Raw genomic sequence first — 19,771 nt, 5'->3', positions numbered from 1 at the left:
ACAAAACGGTCAAGGAATTCTTTGTGAATATTATGGTGGATGATTTCCGTTCCAGGCTACTCGCTTTCCTGTGGGCGAGCGTCGAGCCGCTTCCTCCGCTGCGCTCCGTGCAGGGTCTCGCCTGTCTCGCTTTCCCACGGGAGTCGAGTAGCCTTCCACTCCAATCAGCGGTAGCGTAGAACTTTTATTAATTTTATGTATTTCAAAAGTGAACGCTATGGCTACTCACCATAATCAAACAGAAGAAACTTATAACAATAATGCTATTGTACACCTGATCTTGCTGACGCTACGTTAATTCTACGCTTTCGCGAAAGACATGCCAGAAGATACATACTATGAGAAGTGGTTGATTGTAGTGGAGACTGGGCGACTCCTCGGGGATCAGCGTCACAGATGAGACCCTGGAGCGAGCAACGCGAGCGAAGCAGCTCATAGGACGCCCCCAGGAAAGCGCCCAGTCGGAACGGAAATCAACCACTCGCTTTGTTGAAGAACTATACTTTATTATATCGTAACTGCCATTCTGCATAAGTGTTTTGTTGTGCTGCTATAAGTAATGAAAGCCGCTAGGAATTACTATGAGAAGTAATTTCTAGCGGCATAGTCATTTTATTATATAAATATTCACAAAGGCGGTTGGTAGTTTGCCCAGTTAATAAGACAGAAAAAAATCGATTTGCGCCAAATGCGAAATCGATTTTTTGGAAGCAACGATTAAACGCGCTCGATTTTACCTGATTTTAATGCACGTGCAGAAACCCATACACGTTTTGGTTTACCGTCTACTAAGATACGAACTTTTTGAAGGTTAGCACCCCAAGTACGTTTGTTAGCGTTCATAGCGTGGGAACGGTTGTTACCAGTACGAGCTTTACGTCCAGTGATTACACATTGTTTTGGCATGTAGTATTCCCTCCTTACTGTTGATGCTGAAAGATTATTATTTCAGTTCGGTATTTCACATACCATAATAATTTAACATACCATGACGTTCAGTGCAATAGTTTTCACTTAACCTTTCAAGAAAAAAACCTTTACAGACAAAAAATACTTGTTAAATAATGGTTGTTAATTCCTAGGTGTTACAATTCTTGGTATATAGTAGCTCGATTTTAACCCAACACTAACTGCACGCCCGATTGGAAAAGATTAATAAGCAGCGGAAGATAAAAAAACCCTTATTTTCCTCGGTAGCCAAGCTTCATTGAAACACGTTTACCCGTTTCCACTAAACGCTCTGTAAGGGTATTAATATGTTCTGCAGAAACGTTAAAGCTAACAAAACCTATACTTACTGCACCGACTACTTCATTGAACCCATTTAAAATGGAAACTGCAATTGAAGATGTTCCTGCTGTTCTTTCCCCATGACTAATGGCAAATTCTTGTAGTCTTATTTGTTCAAGCTGTGCCTCTAATTCAGCGATTTCTTCATGAGGAATAAGCTGTTCAATAATTGCTCTTGCTTGAGAAACGGGCATTGTGGCTAAAATTGCTTTATTTGCAGCTCCAATATGCATCGGTATACGAATACCTAGCTGATCGTAAATACGGATGGGATTAGCTGCACTGTCTATTCTTTCGATAATAATTGTATCTATACCAGCGGGCTTACTTAAATAGACGCTTTCCTCGACTTCTCTTGCTAAACGCTCTAATTCTGGCCTGATTTTGCTAATGTAGTCCATCGTATCATACACTTGTAAGCCAAGTTCCATCCATATTGTACCAAGCCGATATTGTTTAGTTTGATCGTCTTGTTCAATCATTCCTTCCTTAATCATCGCTTTTAAAATTCTATGTAATGTACTTAGTGGTAAATTGCATTTTGCCGAAAGCTCTGAAATGGACAAGCTGTTTTCATTTGCTTCAGAAGCCAAAACTTTAGCGATTGTCATAGCTCGTTCTAATAATTGCATGGATGTCCCACCTCTCTTTCATTCATTTTATTTTTATTCCGTCTCTACGTCTAGCTACGTAATGTGGATATCTATTTCATTATGCTTCCTGCCCAAATAGAACGAATATATAAATTTTTCTAAATATATTGACAGTATACTTTAAAACGCATATATTTTTCATATAAACTTTCCTCTCGACGGAAACGTTTTCCACTACACGGAAAAGGGGTGAAGGGAATGCATTATTGTTCATCAATGTATGCACCTTTGAAACACGTAATAGTAAAACATCCAAAAGATGCTTTCCGAAACCAAGAGCATCTTAGCGATGAATGGAAAACATTTAACTACTTATCAGAACCTAACTATGATGAGGCTCTGAAAGAATATGCTGAATTTATGAGCATTCTAGAAAAGTATGTTGAAAAAATTGATTTTTTACCAGAATCAGATGAAGTAGGGTTGGATTCGTTGTATGCGCATGATCCTGTAAAGTTCACATCAAATGGTGCCATTATCTTGAAATCTGGCAAAACATTAAGACAGCCAGAAGCAGCTGTTTATAAAGCATTTTTACAGGAAAAGGGCATTTCAGTTATCGGAGAATTGACTGGAGAGGCTGTATCAGATGGTGGTGATATTGTTTGGCTTGATGATCGTACACTTGCTGTAGGTCGAGGCTATCGAACGAATGATGAAGCTATTCGACAGCTTAAGGACATGACGGAGGATTTTGTCGATGAATTTATTGTTGTACAACTACCGCATGATTTAGGTGAAGCAGAATGTTTACACTTAATGTCCTTCATTAGTATGGTGGACAAGGATTTAGCGGTTGTGCATTCACGATTAATGCCAGTTTTTTTTCGACAGCTTTTAATTGAACGAGGTATTCAATTAATTGAAGTTCCGAATGAAGAGTATGATGCGCTAGGCTGTAACGTTTTAACGCTTGCACCTAGAGTATGTATTGTTCCCAATGGAAATCCAATTACAAAGCAACAATTACGTAATGCAGGTGTAACAGTTTACGAATATAAAGGAAATGAAATTTCGCTAAAAGGAACAGGTGGACCGACATGTCTAACTTGCCCAGTAGTAAGAGGATAAAAGGAGATGAAGTACAATGTTGTTTAAAAATGTTATTGTAAAAAATCCAGGAAATAGCTATGTAAATGGTTTAACGACTAGTAACTTAGGAAAACCGATTTTAGAAGAATTATTTAAGCAACATGAAAAATATGTTGAAGCTTTGAAGAAATGTGGCGTTGAGGTTACACAGCTTCCAGCAAATGAAGCCTTCCCAGATTCAACATTCGTAGAGGATACAGCTGTTTTAACACCTGAATTTGCCATTATTTCAAATCCAGGTGCAGAAGCTCGTAATCGTGAGATTGAGGGAATCGAACCAACTGTTAAAAAGTTCTATGGAAATTTATATTATATCGAAGGCCCAGGAACACTTGATGGCGGAGATGTATTGCAGGCAGGAAAGAAATTTTATGTCGGTATCTCTGACCGTACTAATGAAGAAGGAGCTCGACAATTTAAAGGAATCGTTGAAAAAGAAGGCTATGAGGCAACGATTATTCCGTTAAAGGAATTTTTCCATTTAAAAACGGGTATCGCATATGTTGGTGAGAATCGTATGGTGCTAGCAGGAGAGTTTATCGACCATCCTGCATTCGAATCCTATGAAAAAATTATTATTCCAAAAGAGGATGAGTATTCAGCAAACTGTATTCAAGTAAATGATTATGTCATTATTCCAGCAGGCTATCCAGAAACTAATCGTAAATTAAATGATTTAGGCTACCAAACAATTGAGCTTGAAATGTCTGAATTTAGAAAACATGATGGTGGGCTAAGCTGCTTGTCATTACGTTTTTAATTCAATACCCAATCAATTTATCTCCTATAAATTGATTGGGTACTTTAGTAGAGTTAATGTCAGAATTTTCGATATATAGATAACAACTAGAGAGTGGGGATGGATGTTGAGTAAAGGGGAACAACGGCAAGATAATCAATTAAACCGTTCAATGAAAAGTCGTCATTTATTAATGCTATCGCTCGGTGGAGTTATTGGAACAGGACTATTTTTAAATGTTGGCTACACAATTAATCAGGCAGGTCCAGGAGGAGCATTAATTGGTTATTTATTTGGTGGCTTAATATTGTACATGGTAATGAATTGTCTAGGAGAATTAGCTGTTTACATGCCTGTAACTGGTTCTTTCCAAACCTATGCAACACGTTTTATCAGTCCTTCAGCAGGATTTTCTTTAGGGTGGATGTATTTTGTCGGGTCAGCTGCCACAGCGGGGGTAGAATTTACTGCGGCGGGAATTTTGATGAAGCATTGGTACCCAAATGTCCCTGTTTGGATATGGTGTGCCGTATTTATGGTACTGTTATTTACTTTGAATGCATTAACAACTAGAGGCTTTGCAGAGGCAGAGTTTTGGTTTGCAAGCATTAAAGTCATTGCGGTGATTGCATTTATCATTATAGGAGTTGCTGCAATCTTTGGATTGATTCCACTAGCTGATCGTCCAACACCAAATTTTACGAATTTAGCACCGTCTGGTTTATTCCCAGCAGGTATTACAATCATATTTGTCACGATGATGAATGTTATCTTTTCTTATCAAGGTTCAGAACTTGTTGGAATTGCAGCAGGAGAAACCGAAAATCCAGAAAAAAATATTCCTCGGGCAATAAAGACAATTCTTTTTAGAATTATAGTTTTCTATATTGCTTCTATTATTGTTTTATCTGCCATATTCCCTTCATCGGAGCTTGGACTACTGGAAAGTCCTTTTGTCACATTGATGAATTTAGCTGGCGTTCCATATGCTGCTGGCATTATGAACTTTGTTATTCTAACAGCGATATTATCAGTAGGTAACTCATGTTTATATGCTTCAACACGTTTATTATGGTCGATGTCAAAAGAGGGAATGGCTCCTAAATTATTTGGACGACTAAGGAAAAACAAAGTGCCATTAAATGCACTCATTTTCACGATGCTCTTCTCGCTTCTTTCCTTATTAACGAGCGTGATGGAAGCAGATGCAGTATTTGTTTTACTCATGTCTATTGCAGGGATTTCTGTAACAATTTCATGGATGGGAATTTGCGCATCTCAATTGATGTTCCGATATCGTTATGTCAAAGCAGGAGGAGATGTATCTGAATTAAAATTTAAAACTCCATTTTATCCAATGATTCCAGTGTTCTGTATTGTTTTTTGTACGCTAATTCTTATCTTTTTAGCTTTCGACCCAACACAAAGAGTTGGTTTACTATATGGAATTGGATTCTTTATCGCTTGCATGATTTTCTATAAATTAAAATTGAGTAAAACAAATACAGTTTCTTCTGAGTTAGAAATAAAAAATGAGGAATCACTTGATATACATTGATATGTATTCGGTGTTGAGAAGATCGGATAAAGGAGAATTTTTATGAATGTTTATCTTTGGAATACACCTGAAAAGCTACGCGCATTATTATGTGAAATTGTCAGTTGGGAAAGTAGGACATTAACAAAAGGTGAACATGAATTTGCCTATAAATTAACAAATAAATTGCAAACGCTTACTTATTTTCAGAAAAACCCGGAACTTATTGAATTGCATGATGCGGGTCTTGAACGCAATGCTGTGACTGCCTTGTATAAGCATCCATCTGCAGTAGAAACAGTTGTTTTAATAAGTCATTTTGATACTGTCCATACCGAAGAATATGGTGAGCTTGAACCATTAGCCTTCTATCCTGAAGAGCTTACAAAAAAGCTAATGGAACCTAAATACAAAAAAGATTTACCGGAAGCCGCAAGAATTGATTTAGAATCGGGTAACTATTTATTTGGTCGTGGGACGATGGATATGAAAATGGGGCTTGCTTTGCATATGCAGTTGATTGAAAAGGCAAGTATCGAAGAATGGCCAATCAATCTAATTTTAACAGCTGTGCCAGACGAAGAAGTGAATTCTGCTGGGATGCGTGCAGCAGTTGTAGAGCTTGTCAGACTTCGTGAACAGCATGGCCTTTCTTATAAACTATTTTTAAATAGTGAGCCTTCTTTTTCGCAAGGCCCAGCTGATATCAATGAATATATTTATTCAGGAACTATCGGTAAAATTATGCCTGCTGCCTTATTTTACGGAAAAGAGACTCATGTGGGGGAGCCATTAAAAGGAATGACAGCAAATTTTATTGCCTCATACATGACGCAGCATATGGAGTGGAATCCAATTTTCCGTGAAACAGATTTAGGTGAAAGTACGCCATTACCTGTATCCTTACAATTAAAAGATTTGAAAAGGGAGTATTCTACACAAACACCTTATCGTGCAGCAGCCCTTTATAATGTGTTTTTATTAAAGCGCACAGCATCGGAAGTAATGGATATTTTTGAACAAGTTGCATTAGAAGCAATGTCAGCTTGTAATGAGCAGTATAAGCGAATTTGTGAGCGGGAAGAGGTACATGGCGTAGGTGAAGTAAAGGTAATTCGTTATGAGGCACTTTTAGAGTATGCGATCAAGAAATTAGGGGCTAAGGAAGTAAGTTTAATAAAAAATCAGGTTATTGAAAATAGTATATGGGATGATCGAGAGAAATCTATTCGCATCGTGGATCAGCTAATGATTCGTTGTCAGGAACTAGCACCAGCGGCAGTGATGTTGTATGCGCCACCTTACTATCCTGCGATCAATTCATCCAATCATCCCCTTGTCATTCAATCGATAGAATTAATGAAGAAAACAGCCAAAACATTTGATATTGAGGTGGAGCAAATTCACTATTTTAATGGTATTTGTGATTTGAGCTATGTTAATTATTCCGATGACTCAAATGAATGGACAGCATTCGAGCGCAATACACCTGTATGGGGAGACACATACAGTATTCCTTTTGAAGCAATGTCCGCATTACAAGGCCCTGTTTTAAATGTTGGACCTTTTGGCAAAGATGCCCACCAAAAGACAGAAAGATTACATGTGGATAGCGCATTTAAGGAAATGCCAGTGATGATTGATACGCTGATTAAAAGCTTATTTTAATTTAAGGAATGGCTCTGTTAAATAATATTGATGATATTTAAATAGGCTGGGACAAATGTGTTTCAGCCAACAAAAATACCGAACTATCCAATGAAACTCTCATGAAGTGTTTCGGAATAGTTCGGTTTTTCTATTTATCGTGTTTTGTTAATTTATAGATTATTCGGCTTTATGAAGGAACCATTTAGTTATGTCCCAGCCCCTTTTTTGCTGTTAGAAGTAAGGCGTTGAAAGTAATCTTCATAACAACTTACTTGTAAAGCAACACCCGATTCACCAATTAACTTAATTGATTCTGGTTCAAAGATTACATTGTTGTTTATACCTGGAAAAATGCCAGCCGGAACGAAAATCACCCCCTTGCTTTGCCGAAGAATCCTTTTTTTACATAATATTTTCATTTCATTGACACAATAGTTTTACAAAAAACATGGAAGCTGATTTTTGAAATAAAGCATCAGCTTTTTTATTTTTGAGAATATTTTATGCAGCGAAGTGAAATGCCTGCTATATAGTTTTGTTTTTGACTACGGAAACCTGCCTAGCAATATGGTAGGCTTTTAGAGCTTTTTTAAAAGGTCGAGCTAATCTTGTTCTTTTTTCAACAATTTTTCAAAGACTACTTGTATTTTTCATTATTTAGACGATAAATAAAGGACAAATTATTGCAAGATCGTTATTAGGAGCGGACGTTATGGAAAATCAAGAAAAGCTTGTTCTCTCTATACAAAAAGAAATGATTCAATTTAATTTAAAACGCATGCGAACAGTAGCATGGACATTGATGTATATATCAGCCATCATTACAATTATTCATTATGGCGAGGTCTTCTTTGTGAAAACAGAGAGAGCGATGGTGCCAGTTTATATAGCCATCCACACTATATTGTTTTATCTAGATCTAGCGGTGTTGTTATTTGTAAAAGAAAAGAAAATTAAGGTTACATCTCTTAACTTACGAAAATACGAATTTATCTTACTTGCTTATATTTATACTAGCTTGTTATTGATTACTGTCATAACCGTAATGGACGTTTATTTCTTTAAACATGCGGCTCTTTATGAGGTGCTGTTTTTATTGATTTGCACTGTTTTTTCAATCCATTTCCTGAAAATTTTTTGGATTATGTTCATAACAGTGCCACCAATTTTAATAAGTGCTTATTTGAGTGTTGGGATATCAGGTGAAAGTATTAAAATATTTTTACCGATGTCCCTTATTATTCCCATAGGGCTTATTATTCAGCGTCACACTTATAAAGTACAAAGACAAATTACGAAACAACATATTTTATTACAAGAAGAAATGACAAAAACTAAGAATTTATCAAAATTATTAGCTGAGAAAAATAATGAACTATCAGAGCAAGCATTTCGGGACACATTGACAAATTTGCCTAATCGACGAGCTTTTAATAATAAATTGACACAAATAGGGCAACAACTTAGTAAACCAAAATCTTTAACTGTCATGATGATTGATCTTGATTTCTTTAAAAACTTAAATGATAATTACGGTCATTTACAAGGTGACGAAGCTTTAATAAAAGTGGCAGCTCTATTAGATGAAATTGCAGAAAAGTATAATGCATTTGCAGCACGTTGGGGAGGCGAAGAGTTCGTAATCGTTAGTCAGCATGCTGCTAAATTTTCAGCGCATGTGTGTGAGGAAATTTTAGAGGAAGTACGCCACTTAAATATTCGTCATGAGCATTCAAAAGTAGCTGATATTGTAACAGTCAGCATCGGGATGTGTCATGCCAAAATCTCAAATAGCGAGCAACTGAAAATATGCTGTGAATTAGCTGATCAAGCACTATACATAGCAAAACAAAACGGTCGTAACAACTTTTACTGCAAAAGTGGAAATTTCGATGAAGATGTATGTTTACCTTTTAAATGTCAGTGAAACGTTGATACAATGCGCTTTCATGCCTTCTAAGGTTGCTTAATGCATAACGAAAGTGTTACAATATCATTTAGTCAAAAAGAGCCAAGGGGGCATTTCTATGTCAATTGAATTAAACAATGAATTCGGCCAAATTGATATTTCAACAGATGTACTTGCACAAATAGCTGGTGGCGCTGCTGTAGAATGCTACGGTATTGTTGGCATGGCATCTAAACATCAAATTCGTGATGGTCTAACTGATATTTTACGTAAAGAAAATTTTGCAAAAGGTGTTGTTATTCGAAAACAGGACGACGATTTACATATTGATATGTACATTATTGTTAGTTACGGGACAAAAATTTCGGAAGTTGCTTATCAAGTACAATCGAAAGTGAAATATACAGTGGATAAAACATTAGGTATGAGCGTGAAATCTGTCAATATCTTTGTGCAGGGCGTTCGTGTAGCGAATGATTAAGAGGAGGAACTAATTCTAATGCAGTCTTTAGACGGAATTAAGTTTGCAGAAATGGTGCAAATGGGTGCCCATCACCTGTTCCAAAATGCAAATTATGTTGATTCATTAAATGTATTTCCAGTACCAGATGGTGATACAGGAACGAATATGAACTTATCGATGACATCTGGGGCAAAGGAAACAGAACAGTATGCGTCAGAACATATCGGCAAAACAGCTCAAGCTTTATCAAAAGGTTTACTTATGGGAGCACGCGGAAATTCAGGCGTTATTTTATCGCAGTTATTCCGTGGCTTTGGTAAATCTATTGAAAAAGAAGCGACAATTGATGCCAAGGGTTTTGCCGGTGCCTTCCAAGCAGGCGTAGAAACTGCTTATAAAGCAGTAATGAAGCCAGTTGAAGGAACGATTTTAACGGTTGCACGTGAAGCGGCGAAAAAAGGTGTAGAAGTGGCAGAAACTGAAACCGATATCATTGCAGTGATGGAAGCATTTACTGCTGAAGCGCATGCTTCGTTGCAACGTACACCTGAACTTCTACCTGTTCTAAAAGAAGTCGGTGTTGTAGATAGTGGCGGTCAGGGTCTTCTATTTGTGTATGAAGGATTTTTAGCATCTTTAAAGGGCGAGCCATTACCGGTGAAAAATGAAGCAACTTTAGATGATTTAATTAATGCAGAACATCATAGAGCACAAGATTTCATGAATACTATGGATATTGAATTTGGTTATTGTACAGAAATCATGGTACGTTTTGAAGAAGGAAAAGAGCCATTTAGCGAAGAACAATTCCGTAATGAATTAAACCCTCTAGGTGATTCTTTACTCGTTATTTCGGATGAAGAAATTGCAAAAGTGCATATTCATTCTGAACAACCAGGCGCTGTTTTAGCAATGGGCCAAAAATATGGTAGTCTAATTAAAATTAAAGTCGACAATATGCGTGAACAGCATTCTGCCATTGTTGGTGAGGATCATAAAGCACCTTCTCCAGCTAAGAAAGCAGAAAAGCACCCATATGCGATTGTAACGATTGCAATGGGCGAGGGAGTTGCTGAATTACTTCGTTCAATTGGTGCCTCTTATGTTATCGAAGGTGGTCAAACAATGAACCCTTCAACTGAAGATATTGTGAAGGCAGTACAAGAAATTGGTGCTGAAAAAGTATTGATTTTACCAAATAACAAAAATATCGTGATGGCAGCAGAACAAGCAGTAGAGCTTTTAGATATAGAAGCGGCTGTAGTTCCAACGAAAACAATCCCTCAAGGTATGGCAGCGATTTTATCGTTTAATCCAGAGTCGGCAGTTGAAATGAACCAAGCAACAATGACAGAAGCCTTCGCAAATGTTAAAACAGGCCAAGTAACTTATGCAGTTCGAGATACATCTATTGATGGTGTGGAAATTCATAAGGATGATTTCATGGCTCTTGCGGAAGGAAAAATTGTATTATCTACCCCAGCATTAAAAGATGCTGCTGAGAAGGTAATTACTGATTTAGTGGATGAAGATGCAGAAATTGTAACAGTCATCTATGGTGAGGATACAACCGAAGAAAAGGCCTCAGAATTAGTGAAATTCATTGAAGAGAATTATCCAGAGGTTGAAGTAGAGTTATTTAATGGTAAACAAGGATTATATCCATATATTATTTCGGTAGAATAATTCACTCTACTTTGCGCATAAGTAGACAAAGCAGTGCACAAGCCGTGTACTGCTTTTGTTTATGGTACAGGGAGAATAGGGGATAAGAAACGAGTTGAATCAGCTAAAAATAAATGATTTGATGTATGCATCCAGTGGACAATGAACTTGGAAATACTGGGATATCAACATTTTGAAATTATTGTGTATACGGAGTAGACAAAAGTTAAACAATATTTCCAATGTGTAAATTATAGTCGTGTAAATTTTCTGAAAGTTGATAAAGAAGTGCTTTACTTTTATAGTAACTATCAAGCATGATATAAATAAAAAATCGATATTATTATATGGATAGAATAGAGGGGTGTTATTATGAAGTTTACTTCAGTATTTGATATTATTGGACCAGTGATGATTGGGCCTTCTTCTTCTCATACGGCAGGTGCCGCACGAATTGGACGCGTTGCCAGAGATTTATTTGGAAGACAACCGAAGTGGGCGAAAATCCACTTATATGGTTCGTTTGCTGAAACGTATAAAGGACATGGAACAGATGTGGCTTTGGTAGGGGGCCTATTAAATTATGATACATTCGATGAGCGAATCAAAACAGCTTTTGCCGATGCAGAAAAGGCAGGGTTAGATTATGAGTTTATCCCAGAAACAGCAAATATGGAACATCCGAATACAGCTCGCCTTGTAATTGGTGATGATGAAGGAGAGATGTCTGTCGTAGGTATTTCTATCGGTGGCGGTAAAATTGAAGTGAGTGAGGTTAATGGCTTCAAGCTACGTCTAACAGGTGGTATGCCAGCAATCCTTGTTGTTCATGATGATCGTGCTGGCTGTATTGCCAATGTGGCAAATTGCTTAGCGATGCATGCTGTCAACATTGGGCATATGGAGGTTTCGCGTATTGAACGTGGTTTAACGGCCCTTATGGTGATAGAAGTCGATCAAAACATTGAGGAAAAAGTATTACAACAAATTTCTTTAATACCACATATTTCGAAGGTTTCTAAAATTAATAACTAAGGAGGTGCACGAATATGGACGTATTGTTTCATAATGTTCGTGAACTAGTTGAACGAGCGGAGCAAGAAGGAAAGCTAATTTCTGAAATTATGATTGAGCAAGAAATGTTAATAACTGGACGCTCAAGAGATGAAATTATAAAGCAAATGGACAATAATTTAACGGTGATGGAAGAAGCTGTTGAAAGAGGCTTGAATGGTGTAAAATCTGTAACAGGCTTAACAGGCGGTGACGCAGTATTGCTTCAAAATTACATTGCGCAAGGCAATTCGCTGTCGGGGGATTTATTACTAGACGCGGTGAGTAAGGCTGTTGCAACAAATGAAGTTAATGCGGCTATGGGTACAATTTGTGCTACCCCAACTGCGGGTTCTGCTGGGGTTGTACCAGGGACATTATTCGCGGTAAAAAACAAGCTAAATCCGACACGTGAGCAAATGATTCGTTATTTATTCACATCGGGTGCTTTCGGCTTCGTTGTTGCTAATAATGCTTCGATTTCAGGTGCTGCTGGTGGCTGTCAAGCAGAGGTTGGCTCAGCTGCTGGTATGGCAGCAGCTGCGATTGTAGAAATGGCTGGTGGTACGCCGCAGCAATGTTCAGAAGCATTTGCGATTACACTGAAAAATATGCTAGGGCTAGTTTGTGACCCGGTAGCGGGATTAGTAGAGGTTCCTTGTGTTAAGCGAAATGCTATGGGAGCGGCAAATTCCCTTGTGGCAGCGGATATGGCCCTTGCAGGGGTTACAAGTCGTATCCCATGTGACGAAGTGATTGGTGCGATGTACCGAATTGGACAATCTATGAGTCCGAATTTAAAAGAAACTGCACGTGGTGGCCTTGCTGCAACACCAACAGGTAAAGCTATTAGCAGAGCCATCTTTGATAATGGCAATTTAGAAAGTATTAAGTCACTTCAAAAATAAAAATATTAAACACGCTTTTCCTAAGAGGAAGGCGTGTTTTTTTGAGGCAATATAATTGAAAAGTTATATAATGATATTGAATATATAAAATTGCGTAGCATGAATTGTTCGAAAGTGTTAACACGAGCAACAATATTATGAAAGCTAAGAGTAGTCGTAAGAAAGGGGAAAACTCATATGCTGAAAAATAGTATGGTTAAACGAATGACTGCAGGTAAAGTACTTGTAGTGAAAAACTTTGGAGGAGCTGTCGTGCAAGGTGACTGATTTAAAGAATCCCGTTACTGAATTAAAGGGAATCGGGAAAGAAACAGCAGGACATTTAGAGGCATTGGGCATCGAGACGATTGCGGATTTGTTATGGACGTTTCCGCATCGTCATGAGGATTTTCGCTTAAAGGATTTAGCACAAACACCACATAATGAACGTGTCACAGTTGAGTGTAAAGTTGAACGTGAGCCGACAGTACTGTTTTTAGGTCGCAATAAATCACGATTACAAGTCACGGTGCTGGCAGGTCGACATTTAGTTAAGGTTGTTTTTTTTAATCAAGGCTATTTGAAGCAAAAGCTTGTACCGGGAGCTATTATCACCGTTACGGGAAAATGGGACCGCGGCAGACAAGTAATCAATGGAACGTCTGTAACGTTTGGCCCTAAGACAGATCAAGTCGACTTTGAACCTGTTTATAGTCTAAAAGGTTTGATTCCGCAAAAACGATTTCGTAAATATATGCGACAAGCATTAGATGAGTTTGGTGCAGAGATACCAGATGCTGTTCCGCAGCGTTTACAAGCAGATTATAAGCTTGCTACAATGCGTGAAGGGCTTGAGGGAATTCATTTCCCTGTTGATGCTGGACATGCGAAACAGGCTAGAAGACGCTTTGCCTATGAAGAGTTACTAAACTTTCAAGTACGTATTCAAGCGTTACGTAAAATTAGAAAAGATAGTGAGCACGGTACAGTTATACAGTTTGATTTGCAAAAGTTACGTGCTTTTATTGCATCATTGCCCTATGAATTAACCGGTGCGCAAAAACGAGTTGTCAATGAAATTTGTAAAGATTTGAAAGAGCCTCATCGTATGAACCGCTTACTTCAAGGGGATGTAGGGTCGGGGAAAACAGTTGTCGCGGCAATATGTTTATATGCAGCAGTAACTGCTGGTTTTCAAGGGGCATTAATGGCGCCGACGGAAATTTTAGCTGAGCAGCATGCTGAAAATTTGAAGGAATGGTTTGAGCCATTTGGCGTACGTGTAGCTTTACTATCAGGATCGACGAAAGCAAAGCAGCGTCGTTTACTATTAGAAGAACTGGCAAACGGAGACATAGATATTTTAATTGGTACACATGCGTTAATTCAGCCTGATGTCGTTTTTTACAAGCTTGGTTTTGTGATAACAGATGAACAGCATCGTTTTGGTGTAGAGCAGCGTAGAATATTGCGTGATAAAGGAGAAAATCCAGATGTGCTCTTTATGACGGCGACACCAATCCCGCGTACACTCGCGATTACAGCATTTGGAGAAATGGATGTTTCGATGATTGATGAAATGCCAGCGGGGCGTAAGCAAATTGAAACGCATTGGATGAAAAAAGAGCAATTTGGCTCTGTTATGTCAAAGCTAGAATTAGAGCTTGCTGCTGGTAGACAGGCTTATGCTATTTGTCCGCTAATCGAGGAATCAGACAAGCTGGATGTACAAAATGCGGTAGACATCTATGAGCAACTTGCAACATATTTTAATGGGCGTTACAATGTCGGATTAATGCATGGTCGCCTATCGGCGGATGAAAAAGACGCTGTCATGCGAGCCTTTAGTGAGGGAACTATTCATGTGCTCGTTTCTACAACTGTTGTTGAGGTTGGGGTTAACGTACCGAATGCAACTTTTATGATTATTTATGACGCTGAACGCTTCGGCTTAGCTCAGTTGCATCAGCTGCGTGGGCGTGTTGGACGAGGCGAACATCAGTCATATTGTGTATTGTTAGCCGATCCGAAATCTGATGAAGGCAAAGAGCGAATGCAGTCGATGACGGAAACGAATGATGGCTTCCGTCTAGCGGAAAAGGATTTGGAACTACGTGGTCCAGGTGACTTTTTTGGTCGTAAACAAAGTGGTTTGCCTGATTTTAAAGTAGCGGATTTAGTGCACGATTATCGAATACTTGAAACGGCAAGAAAAGATGCAACAGATATGCTTGAGACAGATGCTTTTTGGCATGATGATGAGTACAAATATTTACGCGAAATGCTTGAAAATTCAGGTGTTTTACAAGGGGACCGCTTCGATTAACTAAATCTTTGATGCTCAATTAGGAATGTGAGCACTTGTTTTAAAAACAAGTCTTGCATTCTTTTTTTATACTCTATATACTGATATTAGTACCAAGTGCTAATAACAACTAAAAAGGTGGCGAATGATGTTGAGACGAACGAAAAAAGAGCGACAGCGACAATTATCCGAAACGATAGCTGATAATCCATTCGTCACAGATGAACAGCTAGCAACACAGTTTCAGGTTAGTGTCCAAACAATTCGTTTAGATCGTATGGAATTAGCGATTCCAGAATTACGAGAACGAATTAAAGATGTTGCTTCGAAAACCTATGAAAATGAAGTTAAATCACTACCGATTGATGAAGTTATCGGAGAAATAATTGATATTGAATTGGATAATCGTGCATTATCTATTTTTGACGTAAAAGAAGAACATGTTTTTCAGCGCAATGGCATCGCACGTGGGCATCATTTGTTTGCACAGGCAAACTCATTAGCGGTAGCAGTAATTGATGACGAACTAGCATTAACCGTACATTCTAACATTACCTTTGTGAAACCTGTTAGAGCTGGAGATCGTGTTATTACAAAAGCAATCGTTATCGGACGTGATGAAAAAAATCATCGTACAAAAGTAGAGTTAACGTCCACTGTTAACGGTGAAACAGTTTTTGTTGGTGAATTTGATATGTACCGCACGAAAGGTAAAGGTGAACAACAATGAAATTAGCGCTTGATGGAATGGGTGGAGACAACGCACCAAAATCAGTTGTTGAAGGTGCTTTATTAGCATTAGAGCAAATTCCAAATTTAGAAATTCAATTATATGGTCAGCAGCAAAAGCTTGAACCATTTTTAAAAATACATGATCGATTAACTGTAGTACATTGTGAGGAAGTTGTGGAAGGAACAGACGATCCAGCACGAGCTGTTCGTCGTAAAAAGGATTCATCAATGGCAAGAATGATGGATGCTGTTGAAGAAGGAAAGGCGGATGCTTGTCTTTCAGCAGGTAATACAGGTGCTTTAATGGCAGGAGGCTTATTTAAAGTAGGACGTATTGAAGGGATTGCTAGACCTGCTCTAGCCACTACACTTCCTACTTTAGATGGTAAGGGCTTTTTAATGCTTGATTTAGGAGCAAATGCAGACGCACGACCTGAGCATTTATTGCAATATGCGATTATGGGCGATATTTATGCGAAAAAGGTAGGCGGCTTACAAAAGCCACGTATCGGCTTGTTGAATATCGGTACTGAGGATAAAAAAGGAAATGAATTAACGAAGGCAGCTTTTGGATTATTAAAAGAAGCGGATTTAAACTTTATCGGTAACGTTGAAGCTCGAGATTTACTTGAAGGGGTAGCGGACGTTGTTGTAACAGACGGCTTTACGGGTAACATGGTGCTGAAATCGATTGAGGGTACTGCTGGCGCGTTATTTTCAATGCTAAAAGAGGCGTTCATGTCTTCAACAAAAACAAAAATTTCGGCAGCACTTATGAAAAATAATTTGCGTGACCTAAAAAATAAAATGGACTACACGGAGTACGGTGGTGCAGGTTTGTTTGGTTTACAAGCACCTGTCATTAAGGCACATGGCTCATCCAATGCCAAAGCAATATACAGTGCGATTCGCCAAGCAAATACGATGGTTGAGCATACAGTCATCTCGACGATTACAGATACAGTACGTCACTTAGAAATTGATTAACTTCTTTCAGCGGGTGTCCAAACACCCACTGAAATAGAGGAACTCGGTCTAAGAACGCCGCGTCCTGTGGCATTACCGAAATGACCGACATTATGTCGGCCCTCACACAGGCCTAGGCACAAAGCCGATTCCGGACGCATTGTTTATCTGTGCGAAAGCGAAGCGACAGCAACAAATTATGCCGGGGCAGAATTGATTAAAAAGGGGATTAAAAAAATGACGAAAATAGCATTTATTTTTCCAGGCCAAGGTTCTCAAGTAGTTGGGATGGGGCAAGAGTTTATCGAGAATGCGGCAGAAAGTAAAGTATTTTATGAGCGTGCAAATCAATCGCTTGGCTTTGAGCTTTCTAAGCTTATGTTAGAAGGACCAGCCGAGGAGCTAACATTGACTTACCATGCACAGCCGGCATTGTTAACTACTGGTGTGATGGTTGCAGAAAAATTACTTGCCGCAGGTATTAAGCCAAATTATGCAGCTGGACATTCACTTGGAGAATATGGTGCATTAGTAATCGCTGGTGTGCTTTCATTTGAGGATGCAGTTTCTGTTGTGCATAAGCGTGGGCTTTATATGAATGAAGCTGTACCTGCAGGACAAGGTGCTATGGCAGCTATTCTAGGGATGGAGCTTGAGGCACTGCATGAAGTAACGGAAAAAGTTTCTGCAGCAGGTGATCCAGTTCAGGTAGCAAATGTAAACTGTCCAGGGCAAATCGTTATTTCAGGTACGAAGGAAGGCGTTGAAAAGGCGTCTTTAGCAGCGAAGGAAGCTGGTGCTAAACGAGCAATTCCTTTAGTTGTTAGTGGTCCATTCCATTCAGAGCTAATGCGACCATCATCTGATAAATTAAAAGCAGCGTTGGCTGATATATCATTATCAGCTCCACAAATCCCAGTCATCGGCAATGTAATGGCGAAAGGATTAGAGGATGTTCTAGCTATTCAGCATGAATTAGTAGAACAAGTATATAGCGCTGTGCAATGGGAAGCATCTGTGCGTGAAATGATTGCGCAAGGTGTGGATGTCTTTATTGAGTGTGGACCGGGCAAAGTATTAAGTGGATTAGTGAAGAAAATTGATCGATCTGTTGCGACATACTGTGTTTATGATGAAGCATCATTAGAGGCTGTGCTAGAAGCGGCGAAGGAGTGGACAATTAATGCGTAAATTAGAGGGTAAAGTAGCTGTTGTAACTGGTGCTTCACGTGGAATAGGACGATCTATTGCATTAAAGCTTGCTGATGAAGGTGCTAAAGTTGTCGTTAACTACAGCGGTTCACAGGCAAAGGCAGAGGAAGTTGTCGCAGCGATTCAAGAAAATGGCGGCGAGGCTATAGCCGTACAAGCGAGTGTTTCAAAAACAGAGGAAGTTTCAGCATTAATGGATGTAGCGGTGAAAACATTCGGCTCGCTTGATATTTTAGTCAATAATGCGGGTATTACTCGTGATAACTTGTTAATGCGTATGAAAGAAGATGAATGGGACGATGTGCTAGATACGAACCTAAAAGGTGTTTTCCTTTGTACGAAAGCAGTAACACGTCAAATGATGAAGCAACGTGCAGGCCGTATCATCAACATTTCATCGATTGTCGGCGTAGCTGGTAATGCAGGGCAAGCTAACTACGTAGCTGCAAAAGCAGGTGTTATTGGGCTAACTAAAACAACTGCAAAGGAATTAGCTTCACGTAATATTTTAGTAAATGCAATTGCACCAGGCTTTATAGAAACTGAAATGACTGAGCAACTACCAGAAGATATCAAGCAAGGTATGCTTACGCAGATTCCTCTAGCGAAACTTGGGCAGCCTGAGGATATTGCAAAGGCCGTAGCTTTTCTAGCTTCAGATGATGCTAACTATATGACAGGTCAAACGTTACATATAGATGGCGGTATGGTAATGTAATTTCAAATAGTCATAGATAATGATTTTTTGTATAATCATTGAGGGGAGGTGAATGTTTTGTCTACAGTATTAGAACGCGTAACAAAAGTAATCGTGGACCGTTTAGGTGTTGAAGAAAGTGAAGTTACTCTAGAAGCTTCTTTCCGTGATGATTTAGGTGCTGACTCATTAGACGTAGTTGAGCTTGTAATGGAGCTTGAAGACGAATTCGATATGGAAATTTCTGATGAAGATGCTGAAAAAATCTCAACAGTTGGTTCTGCAATTTCATACATCGAAAGTAAAATAAACTAATCGTTTAACTTTATATAGCAGAGATTAATCACCTCTACTGGTGCTGACGTGGATGCGGTCATTATACAATATATGTTTATGATTGAATAAAGTTAAAGCCTTTGGCAGAAATTACTCATGCTTTTCTTCGGTGTGGAGAGTAAATACTATGCTGAGGCATGTTTAAAAAGGGGACGAAATGGTTCGTTTAGCGAACCATGATCGTCCTCTTTTTTTATATTCATTCAGTAGAAGACACTCACTTATGAAGGTGGTAAGAAGAATACAAGAGTCGTTCTTTTTTTAGTGAGTGTCCTAACACCTACTGAACTAGAGGAACTCAGTCTAAGAACGCCACATCCTGTGGCAACGACTGAGTGACCAACATCGTGTTGGCCTAAAGCCTCCGGCGGATGTCACGGATTTTGAAAGGAACGAATAAAGGATGTTAGCCTAAAACCTTCGCATCATGCGAAAACGGCTGACTGACCTGCATCGTGCAGGCCAAGGCATAATTCAAAATCCGGATGCAATTTCGCCTTGGCGAAATTGACCTTGAAAAAATTAATTTCCAAAACATTGTATTTAAGCCGAAATACTTTTGCATAAATGCCTTGAAAAAGGTAC

General features: G+C 38.7%; 18 protein-coding genes. 15 read left to right on the top strand and 3 right to left on the bottom strand.

Annotation, left to right across the window (positions count from 1 at the left end; translation table 11 throughout):
• Window positions 1-717: 717 nt before the first annotated feature.
• Window positions 718-906 (bottom strand): 50S ribosomal protein L28, encoded by a 189-nt coding sequence (gene rpmB / locus ACYQ73_RS03345; protein WP_004227417.1) that lies wholly within the window; start codon window positions 904-906, stop codon window positions 718-720.
• A 275-nt stretch (window positions 907-1,181) separates the two neighbouring features.
• Window positions 1,182-1,922, bottom strand: coding sequence for an IclR family transcriptional regulator (locus tag ACYQ73_RS03340; protein WP_460011135.1), 741 nt, complete (start codon window positions 1,920-1,922; stop codon window positions 1,182-1,184).
• A gap of 219 nt (window positions 1,923-2,141) precedes the next feature.
• Here ACYQ73_RS03340 and ACYQ73_RS03335 point away from each other — a divergent pair, with 219 nt between their 5' ends.
• The 4 genes from ACYQ73_RS03335 (at window position 2,142) to ACYQ73_RS03320 (ending at window position 6,979) form a co-directional block, all read left to right on the top strand.
• Entirely contained in the window at window positions 2,142-3,014 is an 873-nt protein-coding gene (locus tag ACYQ73_RS03335) for a dimethylarginine dimethylaminohydrolase family protein (protein ID WP_460011134.1), read from the top strand.
• Between the two features lie 16 nt (window positions 3,015-3,030).
• A complete protein-coding gene (locus tag ACYQ73_RS03330; protein ID WP_460011133.1) occupies window positions 3,031-3,795 on the top strand; it encodes a dimethylarginine dimethylaminohydrolase family protein in 765 nt (254 codons plus the stop codon).
• Window positions 3,796-3,898: 103 nt separating this feature from the next.
• Complete coding sequence (locus tag ACYQ73_RS03325; protein ID WP_460011132.1) at window positions 3,899-5,332, top strand: amino acid permease; 1,434 nt, start codon at window positions 3,899-3,901, stop codon at window positions 5,330-5,332.
• A 42-nt stretch (window positions 5,333-5,374) separates the two neighbouring features.
• Entirely contained in the window at window positions 5,375-6,979 is a 1,605-nt protein-coding gene (locus tag ACYQ73_RS03320; RefSeq protein ID WP_460011131.1) for a M20/M25/M40 family metallo-hydrolase, read from the top strand.
• 188 nt (window positions 6,980-7,167) lie between these two features.
• On the opposite strand, the gene ACYQ73_RS03315 is transcribed toward ACYQ73_RS03320, so the two are convergent.
• Window positions 7,168-7,335 (bottom strand): hypothetical protein, encoded by a 168-nt coding sequence (locus ACYQ73_RS03315; RefSeq protein WP_460011130.1) that lies wholly within the window; start codon window positions 7,333-7,335, stop codon window positions 7,168-7,170.
• Between the two features lie 338 nt (window positions 7,336-7,673).
• Between ACYQ73_RS03315 and ACYQ73_RS03310 the strand changes: the two genes are divergently transcribed.
• The 11 genes from ACYQ73_RS03310 to acpP all read left to right on the top strand — a co-directional run bounded on the left by ACYQ73_RS03310 (window position 7,674) and on the right by acpP (window position 19,165).
• A complete protein-coding gene (locus tag ACYQ73_RS03310) occupies window positions 7,674-8,888 on the top strand; it encodes a GGDEF domain-containing protein (RefSeq protein ID WP_460011129.1) in 1,215 nt (404 codons plus the stop codon).
• 100 nt (window positions 8,889-8,988) lie between these two features.
• Window positions 8,989-9,351, top strand: a complete 363-nt coding sequence (locus ACYQ73_RS03305) for an Asp23/Gls24 family envelope stress response protein (RefSeq protein ID WP_053594173.1) — start codon at window positions 8,989-8,991, stop codon at window positions 9,349-9,351.
• An 18-nt stretch (window positions 9,352-9,369) separates the two neighbouring features.
• A complete protein-coding gene (locus ACYQ73_RS03300; RefSeq protein ID WP_460011128.1) occupies window positions 9,370-11,019 on the top strand; it encodes a DAK2 domain-containing protein in 1,650 nt (549 codons plus the stop codon).
• 351 nt (window positions 11,020-11,370) lie between these two features.
• Window positions 11,371-12,033: an L-serine ammonia-lyase, iron-sulfur-dependent subunit beta gene (sdaAB, locus tag ACYQ73_RS03295; RefSeq protein WP_460011127.1), complete on the top strand. Its 663-nt coding sequence runs from the start codon at window positions 11,371-11,373 to the stop codon at window positions 12,031-12,033.
• 14 nt (window positions 12,034-12,047) lie between these two features.
• Window positions 12,048-12,959, top strand: a complete 912-nt coding sequence (gene sdaAA / locus ACYQ73_RS03290; protein WP_460011126.1) for an L-serine ammonia-lyase, iron-sulfur-dependent, subunit alpha — start codon at window positions 12,048-12,050, stop codon at window positions 12,957-12,959.
• 259 nt (window positions 12,960-13,218) lie between these two features.
• Complete coding sequence (gene recG, locus ACYQ73_RS03285) at window positions 13,219-15,264, top strand: ATP-dependent DNA helicase RecG (protein WP_460011125.1); 2,046 nt, start codon at window positions 13,219-13,221, stop codon at window positions 15,262-15,264.
• Window positions 15,265-15,394: 130 nt separating this feature from the next.
• Window positions 15,395-15,973 (top strand): transcription factor FapR, encoded by a 579-nt coding sequence (gene fapR / locus ACYQ73_RS03280; protein ID WP_460011124.1) that lies wholly within the window; start codon window positions 15,395-15,397, stop codon window positions 15,971-15,973.
• On the top strand, window positions 15,970-16,962 hold the full coding sequence (plsX, locus tag ACYQ73_RS03275) for a phosphate acyltransferase PlsX (protein ID WP_460011123.1): 993 nt from the start codon (window positions 15,970-15,972) through the stop codon (window positions 16,960-16,962). Before fapR ends, plsX begins: the two co-directional genes overlap by 4 nt.
• Before the next feature lie 216 nt (window positions 16,963-17,178).
• Entirely contained in the window at window positions 17,179-18,132 is a 954-nt protein-coding gene (gene fabD, locus ACYQ73_RS03270) for an ACP S-malonyltransferase (RefSeq protein WP_460011122.1), read from the top strand.
• Window positions 18,125-18,871, top strand: coding sequence for a 3-oxoacyl-[acyl-carrier-protein] reductase (gene fabG, locus ACYQ73_RS03265; protein WP_460011121.1), 747 nt, complete (start codon window positions 18,125-18,127; stop codon window positions 18,869-18,871). Before fabD ends, fabG begins: the two co-directional genes overlap by 8 nt.
• A 57-nt stretch (window positions 18,872-18,928) precedes the next feature.
• Window positions 18,929-19,165 carry an acyl carrier protein gene (acpP, locus tag ACYQ73_RS03260; protein WP_008181678.1) on the top strand — a complete coding sequence of 79 codons (237 nt, stop codon included), beginning with the start codon at window positions 18,929-18,931 and terminating at the stop codon, window positions 19,163-19,165.
• The last annotated feature ends 606 nt before the right edge of the window (window positions 19,166-19,771 follow it).

The organism is Lysinibacillus sp. CTST325, assembly GCF_054665055.1.
Note: the sequence above shows the minus strand (reverse complement) of the source record. Positions and strands in the feature narration are given on the sequence as shown.